Origin of the sequence: Pseudoxanthobacter sp. M-2 (genome assembly GCF_046156265.1) — a bacterium.
Taxonomy (GTDB): domain Bacteria; phylum Pseudomonadota; class Alphaproteobacteria; order Rhizobiales; family Segnochrobactraceae; genus CAMDHY01.
In genome coordinates this window covers 370,612-382,852 of record NZ_JAWDIR010000022.1, presented here as the reverse complement: position 1 = coordinate 382,852, position 12,241 = coordinate 370,612, and the positions used below count along the sequence as shown (strand labels likewise).

Annotated in this window: 11 protein-coding genes and 1 pseudogene; 1 reads left to right on the top strand and 11 read right to left on the bottom strand. The window is 70.8% G+C overall.

What is annotated here, in order from left to right:
- Positions 1 to 46: 46 nt before the first annotated feature.
- The gene (locus RUR49_RS13435; RefSeq protein WP_409146887.1) at positions 47 to 910 is read right to left on the bottom strand and encodes a sugar phosphate isomerase/epimerase family protein; all 864 of its coding nucleotides are present in this window, start codon (positions 908 to 910) and stop codon (positions 47 to 49) included.
- 162 nt (positions 911 to 1,072) lie between these two features.
- On the opposite strand from RUR49_RS13435, the gene RUR49_RS13430 reads away from it, so the two are divergent.
- Positions 1,073 to 2,581 carry a hypothetical protein gene (locus RUR49_RS13430; protein ID WP_409146886.1) on the top strand — a complete coding sequence of 503 codons (1,509 nt, stop codon included), beginning with the start codon at positions 1,073 to 1,075 and terminating at the stop codon, positions 2,579 to 2,581.
- Between the two features lie 92 nt (positions 2,582 to 2,673).
- On the opposite strand, the gene RUR49_RS13425 is transcribed toward RUR49_RS13430, so the two are convergent.
- From RUR49_RS13425 to RUR49_RS13380, 10 genes and pseudogenes are all read right to left on the bottom strand, one after another.
- Positions 2,674 to 3,618 (bottom strand): FCD domain-containing protein, encoded by a 945-nt coding sequence (locus RUR49_RS13425; RefSeq protein ID WP_409146885.1) that lies wholly within the window; start codon positions 3,616 to 3,618, stop codon positions 2,674 to 2,676.
- Between the two features lie 259 nt (positions 3,619 to 3,877).
- A complete protein-coding gene (locus RUR49_RS13420) occupies positions 3,878 to 5,095 on the bottom strand; it encodes a saccharopine dehydrogenase family protein (protein WP_409146884.1) in 1,218 nt (405 codons plus the stop codon).
- Between the two features lie 53 nt (positions 5,096 to 5,148).
- Positions 5,149 to 6,642 (bottom strand): aldehyde dehydrogenase family protein, encoded by a 1,494-nt coding sequence (locus RUR49_RS13415; RefSeq protein ID WP_409146883.1) that lies wholly within the window; start codon positions 6,640 to 6,642, stop codon positions 5,149 to 5,151.
- A gap of 6 nt (positions 6,643 to 6,648) precedes the next feature.
- Positions 6,649 to 7,371: a cupin domain-containing protein gene (locus RUR49_RS13410; RefSeq protein WP_409146882.1), complete on the bottom strand. Its 723-nt coding sequence runs from the start codon at positions 7,369 to 7,371 to the stop codon at positions 6,649 to 6,651.
- A gap of 8 nt (positions 7,372 to 7,379) precedes the next feature.
- The gene (locus RUR49_RS13405; protein WP_409147141.1) at positions 7,380 to 7,655 is read right to left on the bottom strand and encodes a cupin domain-containing protein; all 276 of its coding nucleotides are present in this window, start codon (positions 7,653 to 7,655) and stop codon (positions 7,380 to 7,382) included.
- Between the two features lie 120 nt (positions 7,656 to 7,775).
- A pseudogene (locus RUR49_RS13400) lies at positions 7,776 to 8,105 on the bottom strand (cupin domain-containing protein); the annotation flags it as partial.
- Positions 8,102 to 9,391: a glycosyltransferase gene (locus tag RUR49_RS13395; protein ID WP_409146881.1), complete on the bottom strand. Its 1,290-nt coding sequence runs from the start codon at positions 9,389 to 9,391 to the stop codon at positions 8,102 to 8,104. The gene RUR49_RS13395 and the pseudogene RUR49_RS13400, both read right to left, overlap by 4 nt.
- Before the next feature lie 14 nt (positions 9,392 to 9,405).
- Complete coding sequence (locus RUR49_RS13390; protein ID WP_409146880.1) at positions 9,406 to 10,539, bottom strand: ABC transporter ATP-binding protein; 1,134 nt, start codon at positions 10,537 to 10,539, stop codon at positions 9,406 to 9,408.
- Positions 10,536 to 11,327, bottom strand: a complete 792-nt coding sequence (locus RUR49_RS13385) for an ABC transporter permease (RefSeq protein ID WP_409146879.1) — start codon at positions 11,325 to 11,327, stop codon at positions 10,536 to 10,538. Before RUR49_RS13385 ends, RUR49_RS13390 begins: the two co-directional genes overlap by 4 nt.
- Positions 11,324 to 12,187: an ABC transporter permease gene (locus RUR49_RS13380; RefSeq protein WP_409146878.1), complete on the bottom strand. Its 864-nt coding sequence runs from the start codon at positions 12,185 to 12,187 to the stop codon at positions 11,324 to 11,326. Before RUR49_RS13380 ends, RUR49_RS13385 begins: the two co-directional genes overlap by 4 nt.
- Positions 12,188 to 12,241: the final 54 nt, after the last annotated feature.

Here is a 12,241-nt window from a genome sequence, read left to right as displayed (position 1 = left end):
CGATCATTTGCGCCAAAGCCGATGCGTGGTCGTACTGCGCCGTCGCTCAGGCGAGGCCGTGCAGCTTCGCGAGGCTCTTCAGATAGGGCACGCCGCGCTCCAGCACGGCGTGCCGGTCCGGCGCCACGTCGCGCCAGACGCAGAGCGCCGAGGCGATCTCCGGCGGCAGCGTCACGAAGCTCTCCATCACGAGGTCGCCGGCAAAGCCCGCCTCGGCGAGCGCCCGGAACGTCTCGTCCCAGTCGATGGTGCCGGTGCCGGGCACGCCGCGGTCGCTCTCCGACAGGTGGATGTAGGCGCAGGCGCTGCCGGCCTCGCGGATGGCGGCGCCGAGGCCCTTCTCCTCGATGTTCATGTGGTAGGTGTCGAGGTGCACCGTCAGGTTCGGCTCGTCGATGCGCTCGATCAGCGCCATCGTTTGCGCGCCGGTGTTGAGGAGGTGCGTCTCGTAGCGGTTGCACGGCTCGAGGCCGATCACCATGCCGTAGCCGCGGGCGCGCCGGGCGACCGGCTTCAGCGCCCGGACGATGTTGTCGTACTCGCCCTCCGTCGGCCGCGCGCCGGACTTCCAGCCGAGCGTCGAGTAGGTGACGCCGCAGAGGATATCGCAGCCGAGGGCGTGGGCGGTGTCGAGGGCGGTCGTCAGGAACGCCTCCGCCTTCTCCGGAAGGAGTGGCGCCGTCACCTCGAACGGCAGGCAGAGCGAGGCGGTGGGCTCGACGCCGTGCTTCTCGAACAGCCGCCGCGAGTGCTCGACGTCGACGACGCCGGGGTCGAGCAGCGCGATCTCCAATACCTCGAGCCCGTGCTCGGCCGCCTCGGGAATGGCGAGTTCAGCCGCCTCCCGCGTCCACGACGACGCCCACAGGCTGGTGTGCATGCCGATGCGGCAGCGGGGTTTCTCGGCCACGGTCGAATCCTCCTCGAAATGCCGGTGATGCTAGCGCGGGGGAGGAGACGAGGGCAGTGGGGGAGGGGTCGTTCCGGTGTCTTGTTGCGGAGGTGGGCCCTGCCGCGGCCCCACCTTGGCCGTGCTACCCTCCCCTCTCGTTGAAACCTCGGGAGACCGCCTTTGCGTCCGTTCGGCTCCACCTGGATCGTCTGGCTCGCCGCCATCCTTTCGGTTGTCGCGTCCCCGCTACAGGCCGAGGGCTGGCTCGCGGACCGCGGCGGTCGCCTCGAGATCGTGCCGGCGGCGAACGGCGACCGCATCCCGGACTTCTCGGCCGCCGGCTATGGTGCCCCCGGGGCGGCGCTGCCCGTCGTGGCGGAAGCCGTCCGCCTCGCCCCGCAGCCCGACGCTGGCGACCGCGCCGCGATCCAGGCGGCCATCGACGCGGTGTCGGCCCGTCCGTTGCCGTCATCGGGCGTGCGCGGCGCCATCGTCCTCGCACCCGGCACTTACCGGCTCGACGGACCGCTGCAGATCTCCGCCTCCGGCGTGGTGCTGCGCGGCTCCGGCTCGGGCGATGGCGGCACCGTGCTGTCGTTCGAGCAGCCGCCGGGCCCGGTGATCAGCATCGAAGGGGCCGGCCGCTGGCGCGCCACGGAGGAACCACGTGCCATCGTCGACGCCTACGTCCCCGTGGGGGCCGAGGCGGTAACGCTCGATTCAGCTGACGGCCTCTCCGTCGGAGACCGCGTCATCGTCCAGCGCCCGTTCACCGCGGCCTTCGTGGCAGAAATCGGCATGGACCAGATTCCGCCGCGGGCGGGCCGGACGACCGTGCAGTGGAAGCCCGGGCGCGGCCTCCTGATGGCGCGCACCATCGTCTCGGTGACCGGCGACACCATCGGCCTTGACGCGCCCGTCATCGACGCCATCGAGGCCGCGGACGGCGGCACGGTCTGGCGCTACACGTTTCCCGGCGAAATCATCGGTGTCGGCCTCGAGAACCTGTCGATCGACGGGACGCCGGCGGCTCCGCTCGCTCCCGTGCCGTTCAAGGAACTCCGGGACTTTAGGCTGGCCGGCATCCGCTTGGACAAGGTGTCGGATGCCTGGGTCCGCGACGTGCGGTTCCGCAACCTCTCCAGCTACGTCGTCGTCGATGCGCTGGCGCGCGAGATCACCATCGAGGACGTGCACGGCCGCAACGACCTGCCGCCGTGGTGGCCGGTGCCGGCCTTCGCCTTCAGCGTCGATGGCCAGCGCACCCTCGTGCGTCGCTGCTCCGTCGAGGCAGACAACATGCTGGTCGCGACGACGCAATCCCGCGCCGCCGGCCCGATCGTCTTCCAGGACTGCGAAGGGCAGGGGCCGCGCGTCGGCGCCGGCCCGCACCAGCGCTGGGCCGCCGGCATCCTGTTCGACAACATCGACGTGTCCGGGTCGATCGCGGTCGTGGACCGCGGCAACATGGGCAGCGGCCAGGGCTGGGCGGGCGCCAACGTCGTCGTCTGGAACAGCGCCGCCGACCGGGGCTTCCACGTCGCCAGCCCCCCGACCGCCTACACCTGGGTCATCGGCGCCACCGGCGAAGTCCTCCCAGACCCAGACCACCCGCCCGTCGTACTGCCGCTCCCGCCCGGCGCGCCCCGCAGTCTCTACGATGCCCAGGTGAGCGGGGCGATCCCGTAGCGCCGTCGGGTCGGGCACGGGATGGCGCTTCGGATCGGCTCCGGCTCCTCGTCAACTCGAGAGGCTTGCGCTGCCCGAGGCAGGAAAGGCCATTACCGCCGCGTCAGGCGACGGAACGCCAGGGCCCGGACCTTGTCGAATGCCGGGCGGCGGTCGAGGCCGGCTTCGAGGTGGGCCTTGAGGCGGGCCGCCGCGCCGGCGAGGTCGCCCGCCGCGATGGCGTCGAGGATGGCGAGGTGCTCGGCGAAGACCTCGTGCACACGGTCGCGCATCGCCTGGCGGTGATACTCGCCGACGCGGCGGAGCTCCGTGTGCTGGCGGATCGCCGCGGCGAGGAAGCGGTTGCCGGAGGAGTCGCCGAGGAAGGCGTGGAACTCGGCGTCGAGCTCCATCAGTTCGCCGAGGCGTGGCGGCACCGACGGGTCCTCGGCGAGGACAGCGGCGTGCTGGCGGCGCAGCGCCTCCAGCCGGTTCGGATTGGGGGAAAAGCCCGGCTCGGCCAGCGCCGCGGGCTCGATCAGGATGCGGTAGCGCGTACTCTCGGCGAAGGAGGCGTCGTCGACGAGGCCGGGCGTGAACAGCCAGTGGTGGCCCTCGGAGCGCTCGACCACGCCGTCGCGACGCAGCGCCTCCAGCACCTCGAGGGCGGCGGCGCGCGGCAGGCCATAGCGGGCGGCGAGCTCGGCCTGGGTGATCTGCTCGCCGACGAGCCCCGCGAAGTGCTCGGCGACGAGGGTGCGGGCGAACTCCTCGGTGGCGGAACCCGGCAGGCGGGACCGGTCGAAGCCGGGCGAGCCCGGCTCGGCGGCGAGCTCGAGCCCGCCCTTCTCGGAGCGCCGGGCGAGGCCGCAGCGTTCGAGCAGCTCGAGCGCCTTCCTCACCGGCGTCCGCGATACCGACAAGCGCTCGGCGAGCCTGGGCTCGGCGAGGCGGTGGCCGGTCGGCCAGCCCTCGGCCTCGGCGGCGTCGAGGATCTGGCGGGCGAGCGCGGCGTAGCGCGTCAGGCCGTCGTCCTCGGTATGGCCGGCAATCGTCATCGAAGCGGTGCCTCGGGCGGGAGAAGGGGGCGGTGCTCCTTATCGTGCCGGGGGCAGCGTGGGTGCAAGGGGGTGTTAACCCTCCCCCCCTTGCGGGGGAGGTGGCGGGCTTTGCCCGCCGGAGGGGGCCGCCGCGCGCGAGCGCGGCGGTGCGGCGCCTGAATTTTCGGAACCGTCGCCCGCCGACGGCTGCGCCATCGGCGGCCCTCCCCGGTCCGCTGACGCGGCCCGACCCTCCCACAGGGGGAGGGTCAAGAACTCACGCCTCGCGCGTCGTCGTCTCGATCTCGACCGTGAACTTCCGGCGGCGGACCTCGGCGAGGTAGGCGTCGACGTCGAAGTACTCCTCCGCTGCCCAGACGCCGGGGTTCAGCGGATTCTTCAGGATCTGCTGGGCGGCGATCGACATGTTCATCGAGGTGCCGGCGTCGATGTAGCCGTCATAGAGCGGGTCGGGCTTGCCGAGCACGGTGACGATGACGGTGGTGGGCTTGCCGTCCTTCAGGCCCCGGCCGACGGCCATGTGGAGCTCGTGGCCCTCAGCGTCAGGGATCTGGCCGGCGTGGGCGCCGATGTTGCGGTCGATCACGGCCGACAGCACGTCGAGCGGCTTGACGGTTGCCTTCGTGCCCGGCGCGCCGTCGGCGCGGACGGTGACCGGCGTGTCGAAGTCGCCGAAGCCGGCCTGCACGAGGCCGATCCAGGCGGACTGGTCGGCGGCCGGCAGCGCGAGCTTCCAGGTGAACTCCTGGATGCCCTTCTCGGCGATGCCTTTGGCGAACGGCACCGTCAGCGGCTCCGAATGCTGGGTGTGGATGAAGGTGGTGCGGCCGAACGGGGCGGGCAGGTCGAGCGTCTCGGCGCCGGACTGCGGCGGCACTTCGACGAGGCGGCCGTTGATGAACTGCTGCGAGGTGTTGGCGAACTCGGCGAGCACCGTCGACACCGAATAGGGCGGCATCAGCACCGGCGAGGGCGGGCCGAGACGGGTCGCGGTCCAGTAGAGGTTGATCGAGGTGATCTGGTCGAGCCGGTCGGCGGCGGCGCGGCAGATCAGGTTCGACAGACCCGGATCGGCGCCGAGGCCGATGACGGCGGTGACGCCGGCGTCGACGAAGCGGGCGTGCCAGGCCTTCTGCTTCACGGTGTAGACGCCCATGCCGCCATAGTCGGCATAGGCGCGGCCGGCCTTCAGGCAGGCCTCGAAGATCGCCATCTGCAGGCCGGCGAAGGTCGGCACGCCGTTGATGCAGAGGTCGCAGTCGGCCAGCAGCGCCGCGATGGCGGCCTCGTCGGTGACGTCGACGGTGCGGGTTTCGAGCCGCGGGTCGGGCAGCGCGGCCTTCAGCGCGGCGAGGCGGTCGGCGCTGGCGTCGGCGGCGACGATGCGGGCGACGCCGGGCGACAGCTCGGAGAGCAGGTCGCGGGCGGTGCCGGCGCTCATCATGCCGGCGCCGCCGAGGATCAGGATGTTCATGGGACGTCTCGCTTCGAAAGGCTCAGGTAACGGAGGGCGGCGAGGGCATTCGGTCAACCGCGGTAGAAGACGTCGTCCGGGTAGGGGTACCACCAGTCATGGATCTTCGGCACCGGATCGACGATCGCCATCTTGGAGCGGCGGAAGGCGGAAAGGCCCTCGCGGCCGAGCGCCCGGCCGAGGCCGGAGGTCTTCCAGCCGCCGAAGGGCAGGGCGTCGTTGTCGACGAGGGGGTTGTTCACCCACACCATACCGGCCTCGATCTCGTCCACCGCCCGCATCGCCTCGGACAGCTCTGTGGTGAAGACGGAGGCACCGAGGCCGAACTCCGACCGGTTCGCCACCGCGATCGCCTCGTCGAAGCTCGCCACCTTGCGGATCGCCGCGACGGGGCCGAACAGCTCCTCGCGCGAGATGGCCATCGCGTCGGTGACGCCGGTGATGACCGTCGGCTCGTAGAACCAGCCGGGGCCGGCGGCCTCGGGGATGCGGCCGCCGGTCTCGATGCGGGCACCCTTGGCGACGGCGTCGTCGACGAGACGGATCACCTTCGCGCGCGCCGCCTCCGAGACCAGCGGGCCGATCTCGTTGTGGCCGAGGCCGTCGCCGACGCGCAGCGCCTTCGCCGCCGTGACGAGCTTCTCGACGAATTCGTCGTGGACGGCGGCGTGGACGATGATGCGCTCGGCCGAGGTGCAGATCTGGCCGGAGAGGTGGAAGGCCGCCGTCACCGTGCCGGCGACCGCGACGTCGAGCGGGCCGTGGTCGGTGACGATCAGGGCGTCGTTGCCGCCGGCCTCGATGACGCACGGCTTCAGCCGCGCCGCGCAGGCGGTCGCCACCGCACGGGCGACCCCGACCGAGCCGGTGAAGGCGACGACGTGGGTGCGGTCGCTCTCCACCAGCGCCCGGCCGACGTCGGCCCCGCCGGCGAGGCAGCCGACAACGCCCGCCGGCAGGCCGGCGAAGTGGCGCATGAAGGCCAGCGTGCAGAGCGTCGTCGCCTCGGCCGGCTTGATGATCGCGACGTTGCCGGCGGCGAGCGAAGCCGCGACCGTCCACGCCATCAGCAGGATCGGGAAGTTGTAGGGGACGACGTGGACGCTGATGCCGTAGGGGAACTCGCGCGAATACTGGAACGACCCCGGCTGGATCGGGCCAGCGACCCGGCCGGCCTCGTCGCGCGCCATCTCGGCGAAGTAGCGGAAAACCGAGCCAACATTGGCGATCTCGCCGATGGCTTCAGGGTAAGGCTTGCCCATCTCGAGCGTCATGAGCCGGGCGACCTCGGTGTGGTCGGCGGTCTCGATCGACTGGGCGATGGCGTGCAGGTGGCGGGCGCGGGCCTTGGCGTCGAGGCCGGCCCAGCCGGGGCGCGCCGCCTCGGCGGCCGACAGCGCCGCCTCGATCTCGGCCTCGGTCGCCTCGGCGATGCGGCCGACGGTCTCGAGCGTCGACGGGTTGACGACGGTGCGCGGTTCACCGGCGGCGGGTGCGAGGGCGCCGCCGAGGAAGTGGGCCGGGCAGCAGGGTTCGAGGCGGATCATGGGTCCTCAGCGGATCAGGTAGATCTTGCGCACCGGCTGGTGGACGGTGCAGGTGCCGGTCCAGCCGCGCGGGAAGAAGGCGGCGGTGTCCGGGGCGATCTCGATGACGTCGCCGCTGTCGTGGACGTAGGTCGCCCGGCCCGCGAGGAAGTGGCAGAACTCGTCGCTCGTCACGGTGCAGCGCCATTTGCCCGGCGTGCAGGCCCAGACGCCGCTCTCGGCGCGGCCGTCGGGCTCGGCGGAGAGCACGAGGCCCGACACCTTCGAGGTGCCGGTGATCATCGTCGGCACGACGCCCCAGTCCTCGAGCCCCGTGAGCGTCGCTGGGTCGCGCAGCACGGGGGTGGCGGTGGCGGGGCCGCCTTCGGAAAACATGTAGGTGACGAAGATCGTCTCGGTGATCTCCGCCTCGCCCTGCCAGCCTTCCTTGAAGTGGACGAGGGTGCCGGGGGTGATCTCGATCACCTCGCCGCCGTCGGACCGGTAGGTGGCGCGGCCGGCGGTGAAGTAGCAGAGCTCGTCGGCCGGCAGCATCGGCCGCCACGAGCCCGGCGTCGCCCGCCAGATGCCCGCCTCCGGCAGCCCGTCCTCGCCCTTGAACAGGAGCCGCCCGCGATTGCGCGAGCGCCCGTCGAGCGGGTGCTGGTGGCCCGCCCAGTCGACCATGTCCGCGTCGAAGCTCGACGCGGCATGGACGTGCGGGGCGGTGGAGGCGAGGTGGAGGGTCATCGGGCGGGTCAGCGGATCATGTAGACCTTGCGCACGGTCTCGTGGACCGTGCAGACGCCGGTCCAGCCCTGCGGGAAGAAGGCGAGCGTGTCCGGCTCGATCTCGATGACTTCGCCGCTCTCGTGCACGTAGGTGCAGCGGCCGGACAGGAAGTGACAGTACTCGTCCTTGGTGACGTGGCAGGCCCAGCGGCCGGGCGTGCAGATCCAGATTCCGGTCTCGGCGTCGCCGTTCGGCTCGCGCGACAGCAGGATGCCGGAGGTGCGGGATTCCCCCTCGAGCATCGTCGGGATGACGCCCCAGTCCTTGGCCGCCGGCACGGTGGCCGGTTCGCGCAGCACCGGCGTCGGGCCGGTGGCGGGGCCGCCCTCACTCAGCATGTAGGTGGTGAAGATCGTCTCGGTCACTTCCGCCTCGCCGGCCCAGCCTTCCTTGAAGTGGACGACGGTGCCGGGGCCGACCTCGATCACCTCGCCGTTGTCGCCGCGGTAGACGGCGCGGCCCTTGGTGAAGTGGACGAGCTCGTCGGCGGGGAAGGCGAGGCGCCAGCGGCCGGGCGTGCAGCGCCACAGCCCGACCTCGGGCCGGTTGCCCGGGCCCTTGTGCAGCAGCCGGCCTCGGCTCTTCGAGACGCCCTCGACCGCATCCGGCTGCACGCCCCAATCGACGAGGTCGTCGTCGATGGTGGAGGCGTGCGTCACATGCGGCGCGGTCGAGGTGAGGTGGAAGCTCATGCGTGCTCCTTGACGAGCTGGTCGATCAGCTGCGCGGCCTTCGTGGGGCCGTGGCGGCCCTGCATGTGGGCGGCGGTCGCCTTCAGCTTCGCGGCCATGGCGGGATCGGTGAGGAGGCGGTCGAGGGCAGCGCCGAGCTCGGCGTCGGTCCAGTCGCCGCGGTGCATCTTTAGGCCGTGGCCGGTCTCCTCGACTCGGGTGGCGTTGTCGTGGCCGTCCCAGACGTAGGGCATGACGATCGCCGGCTTGCCGAAATAGAGGCACTCGGTGAACGTGTTGTTGCCGCCGTGGTGGATGACGGCGTCAGCGAGCGGGATCACCGAAGGCTGCGGAAACCACTTGTCGACGATGACGTTGCCGGGCACGTCGGTGTACTCGTCGACATAGCCGCCGACATTGACGAGCGCCTTCACCGGCAGCTTGCCGAGTGCGGCGACGAGGCGCTTCAGGGTGGCGGTGTCGCCGCAGCCGAGCGAGCCGAACGAGACGTAGACGAGCGGCTTGTCGTTGTTTTCCTTGAAGGTCGGCACCGTGTAGGCGGCCTCCTTGCGGACGCAGCCCTCGAGGTACTGGAAGCGCTCCGGATCGAGGGGGTGGCGGCGCTTGAACTTCACCGGCTCGGGATAGAGCAGCAGGTTGAGGTACGGCGAGGCCTCGAAGAACTCGCCGAGCGGGTAGGGCTTCTCGCCGTTTTCCGCCAGGAAGTCGTTGAAGCGGGCGTGGATCGGGCCCACGACCTCGTTGAATCGCTCCTCGAAGGCCTTGAAGCCGGCCTTGTCGGTCTCGCTGCAGCCGGACAGGTGCGGCGGGATGTCGGCGTCGGGGATCTCGTTCTCGCTGCACGAGATGATGCGGACCCACGGCTTGCCGTACTGCTTGATCGCCGGAAACAGGATGACGTTGTCGACGCAGACGATGTCGGGCTTCACCTTGGCGAGCACGTCGGGCAGGCTCTTCTGCGCCCACACGGCGGTCTCGACGATCGCGTCCCAGCAGTCCTTCACATAGGTGTCGATCTGCTCGTAGGGCGTCTTGTTGAAGTTCGGGATGTGGCCGTCGATGAAGGTCTGCCAGTAGGCGGCGACCTCCTCGGCCGGCATCGGCGCCGACATCGGCACGATGTGCTCCTCGAAGCCGTAGCCGGCATAGACGCCGGCCATGTCGGGCGCCGTGAAGAACACGGCGCGGTGGCCGAGCGCCTCGGTCGCCTGGGCGATGCCGACGGAGTTCAGCGCCGGCCCGAAGGCGGCCTCGGGAAAGAACGCGACGACTTTCTTCTCGGCCATCAGAGCCTCCTTCGTCAGTGGGCGTCCGCTTCGGCGGACGCCGCGGCGCTGGTGTCGGGTCCGCCGGCGAGCAGGCGGACGTGTTCGGGCGGGACAGTGAGGCGCACGGCCTCTCCGCTCGCGACGGGTCGGGCATCGGCGGCGGTGCTCGACCGCGACACGGCGATACGGGTGCCGGCGGCGCCATCGAGGCGGACGATCAGCGACTGGCTGTTGCCGTGATAGGCGATCGCCTCGACGGTGCCCTGGAAGCCATTACCCACCTCGGTGCCGCCATCGCCGATCTCGACGCGCTCCGGCCGGAAGGCGGCACAGCCGATGCCGGCGGCACCGTTCGCGCCAGCCGGGCGGACGCCACGGACGAGTCCGAGGCCGTCGACAGCAAGCCCGTCGGGGCCGAGGCTGCCCTCCAGGAAATTCATCTGGCCGAGGAAGCGGGCGGTGAAGCGGTTCTCCGGCCGGTCATAGAGGTCGCGCGGGCTGCCGAGCTGGGCGATGCGGCCGCGGTCGAGGACGGCGATGCGGTCGGCCATGACCAGCGCCTCCTCCTGGTCGTGGGTGACGACCACGAAGGTGATGCCGACGTCCGAGCGCATCCGCTTCAGTTCGAGCTGCATCTGCTCGCGCAGCCGCCGGTCGAGCGCCGACAGCGGCTCGTCGAGGAGGAGGAGGCGCGGCTTCTTGACGAGGGCGCGGGCGAGCGCGACGCGCTGGCGCTGGCCGCCGGAGAGCTCGTGCGGGCGGCGCTTCGCAAGCTCGCCCAGAACGGTGAGCTCGAGCACCTCGCCGACGCGGCGGCGAATCTCGTCACGCGGCCTTCCCTCCGCTTCCAGGCCGTAGGCGACGTTCGCCTCGACGCTCATGTGCGGGAAGAGGGCGTAGGACTGGAACATCAGGTTCACCGGCCGCCGGTTCGGCGGCACGGTGGTGATGTCGCGGCCGTCCAGCGTCAGGCGCCCGGCGGTCGGCGTCTCGAACCCGGCGATCATCCGCAGCAACGTCGTCTTGCCGCAGCCGGACGGGCCGAGCAAAGCGAAGAACTCGTTCTCGGCGATCGCGAGGTCGATGCCGTCGACGGCGACGACGCCGCCGAAGCGCTTTTCCACCTTCTCGGCGGCGAGCAGGGTGTTCCGGACCGCGGCGGTCATCGCACCGCCCTCGGCTCGAGGCGCTGGGCGACGATCAGCGCGAACACGCTGACGCCGAGCACGACGGTGGCGAGCGCGTTGATCTCGGGCGTCACGCCAAAGCGGATCATCGCGTAGATCTGCATCGGCAGCGTCGTGGAGGCCGATCCCGGCCCGGCGGTGAAGTAGGCAATGATGAACTCGTCGAAGGAGAGGGTGAAGGCGAGCAGCCCCGCCGCGACGACGCCCGGCAGGATCTGCGGCAGCACCACGCGGACGAAGGTGCGGACCGGCCCGGCGCCGAGGTCCGCGGAGGCCTCGATCAGCGAGAAATCGAAGTTCTTCAGCCGGGCCCGCACCACCGCGGCGACGAAGGCGATGTTGAAGACGGCGTGGGCGATGATGATCGTGTGCAAACCGAGGGTCGCCTGCAGCATCGTGTAGAAGGTCAGAAGCGCGATCGCCATGACGATGTCGGGGATGATCATCGGCGCCACCAGCGAGGCTTCGAGCAGGCCGGACGGCCGCCCGCGCTCCAGCCCGAAGGCGAGCATGGTGCCGAGGATGGTCGAGATCAGCGTCGCGCCGATGGCGACGATGATGCTGTTCTTCGCCGCCGACAGGATCGGCCCGGCGGAGGCGAGCTTGACGTACCAGTCGAAGCTGAAGCCGGTCCACACCGTCGGCAGGCCGGCCCGGTTGAAGGAGAGCAGCACCAGCACCGCAATCGGCACGTAGAGGAAGACGTAGACGAGGACGAGGTGGACCTTCAGCACGCGCCGGGTCGTCGAGGGGCGGGCGGCGCTCATGCCCGCCCTCCCGTCCGGGCGGAGGCCCGGTGCACGACGACGGCCTGGGTGAACAGGAGCACCATCATCACGGCGATCAGGAGCATCGACAGCGCGGCGCCGAACGGCCAGTCGCGGGCGGTGAGGAACTGGTCGTAGATGAGGTTGCCGAGCATCTGCACGTGGCCGCCGCCGAGCAGGTCCGGCGTGATGAAGTTGCCGATCGACAGCACGAAGACGAACACCGAGCCGGCGGCGACGCCCGGCAGCGTCAGCGGCAGCACCACCTTCAGGAAGGTGCGCGCGCCGGAGGCGCCGAGGTCGGCGGAGGCCTCGATCAGCGAGCGGTCGAGGCGGGCCAGCGACGCGTAGGCCGCGAGGATGACGAAGGGCACGTAGCTGTAGACGAGCCCGAGGATGACGGCGAACTCGTTGTAGAGGAGCGGCAGCGGCTCGGTGATCACGCCGGCGTCGATCAGGCCGGCGTTGATCAGGCCGGTGCGGTTGAGGAGCACCATCCAGGCGTAGGTGCGGATGAGGTAGTTCGTCCAGAACGGCAGCATCGCCAGGATCAGGAGCCGCGTCTGCGCGCCCGGCGAGGCGAGCGTGATCGCGTAGGCGGCGGGGTAGCCGATCAGCACCGCGAGCACCGTGGTGATGAGGGCGATGCGGGCCGAGCCGAGGAAGACCTCGACATAAAGCGGGTCGATCAGCCGCCGGAAGTTCTCAGTGGTGAAGGCGTCGTAGTCGACCCCGCCATAGATGCCGCGCTCGTAGAAGGCGTTGAAGAAGACGAGCAGGCACGGCACGAGCAGGAACAGCGCCAGCCAGCCGAGGCCGGGCGCCATCAGGATCGTGCGGGTGAGGCGGGGGGAGGTCATGGTGCGCTAGCCGGCCGTGGCGCCGTCCCGGCGCGTTGGACGCGCCGGGACGAG

Coding starts and splice junctions, on each gene's coding strand:
- RUR49_RS13425 (WP_409146885.1), bottom strand. CDS start 3,618: ATGACGATTGCCGGCCATACCGAGGACGACGGCCTGACGCGCTACGCC.
- RUR49_RS13420 (WP_409146884.1), bottom strand. CDS start 5,095: ATGAACATCCTGATCCTCGGCGGCGCCGGCATGATGAGCGCCGGCACC.
- RUR49_RS13415 (WP_409146883.1), bottom strand. CDS start 6,642: ATGATCCGCCTCGAACCCTGCTGCCCGGCCCACTTCCTCGGCGGCGCC.
- RUR49_RS13410 (WP_409146882.1), bottom strand. CDS start 7,371: ATGACCCTCCACCTCGCCTCCACCGCCCCGCACGTCCATGCCGCGTCG.
- RUR49_RS13405 (WP_409147141.1), bottom strand. CDS start 7,655: ATGCTCGAGGGGGAATCCCGCACCTCCGGCATCCTGCTGTCGCGCGAG.
- RUR49_RS13395 (WP_409146881.1), bottom strand. CDS start 9,391: ATGGCCGAGAAGAAAGTCGTCGCGTTCTTTCCCGAGGCCGCCTTCGGG.
- RUR49_RS13390 (WP_409146880.1), bottom strand. CDS start 10,539: ATGACCGCCGCGGTCCGGAACACCCTGCTCGCCGCCGAGAAGGTGGAA.
- RUR49_RS13385 (WP_409146879.1), bottom strand. CDS start 11,327: ATGAGCGCCGCCCGCCCCTCGACGACCCGGCGCGTGCTGAAGGTCCAC.
- RUR49_RS13380 (WP_409146878.1), bottom strand. CDS start 12,187: ATGACCTCCCCCCGCCTCACCCGCACGATCCTGATGGCGCCCGGCCTC.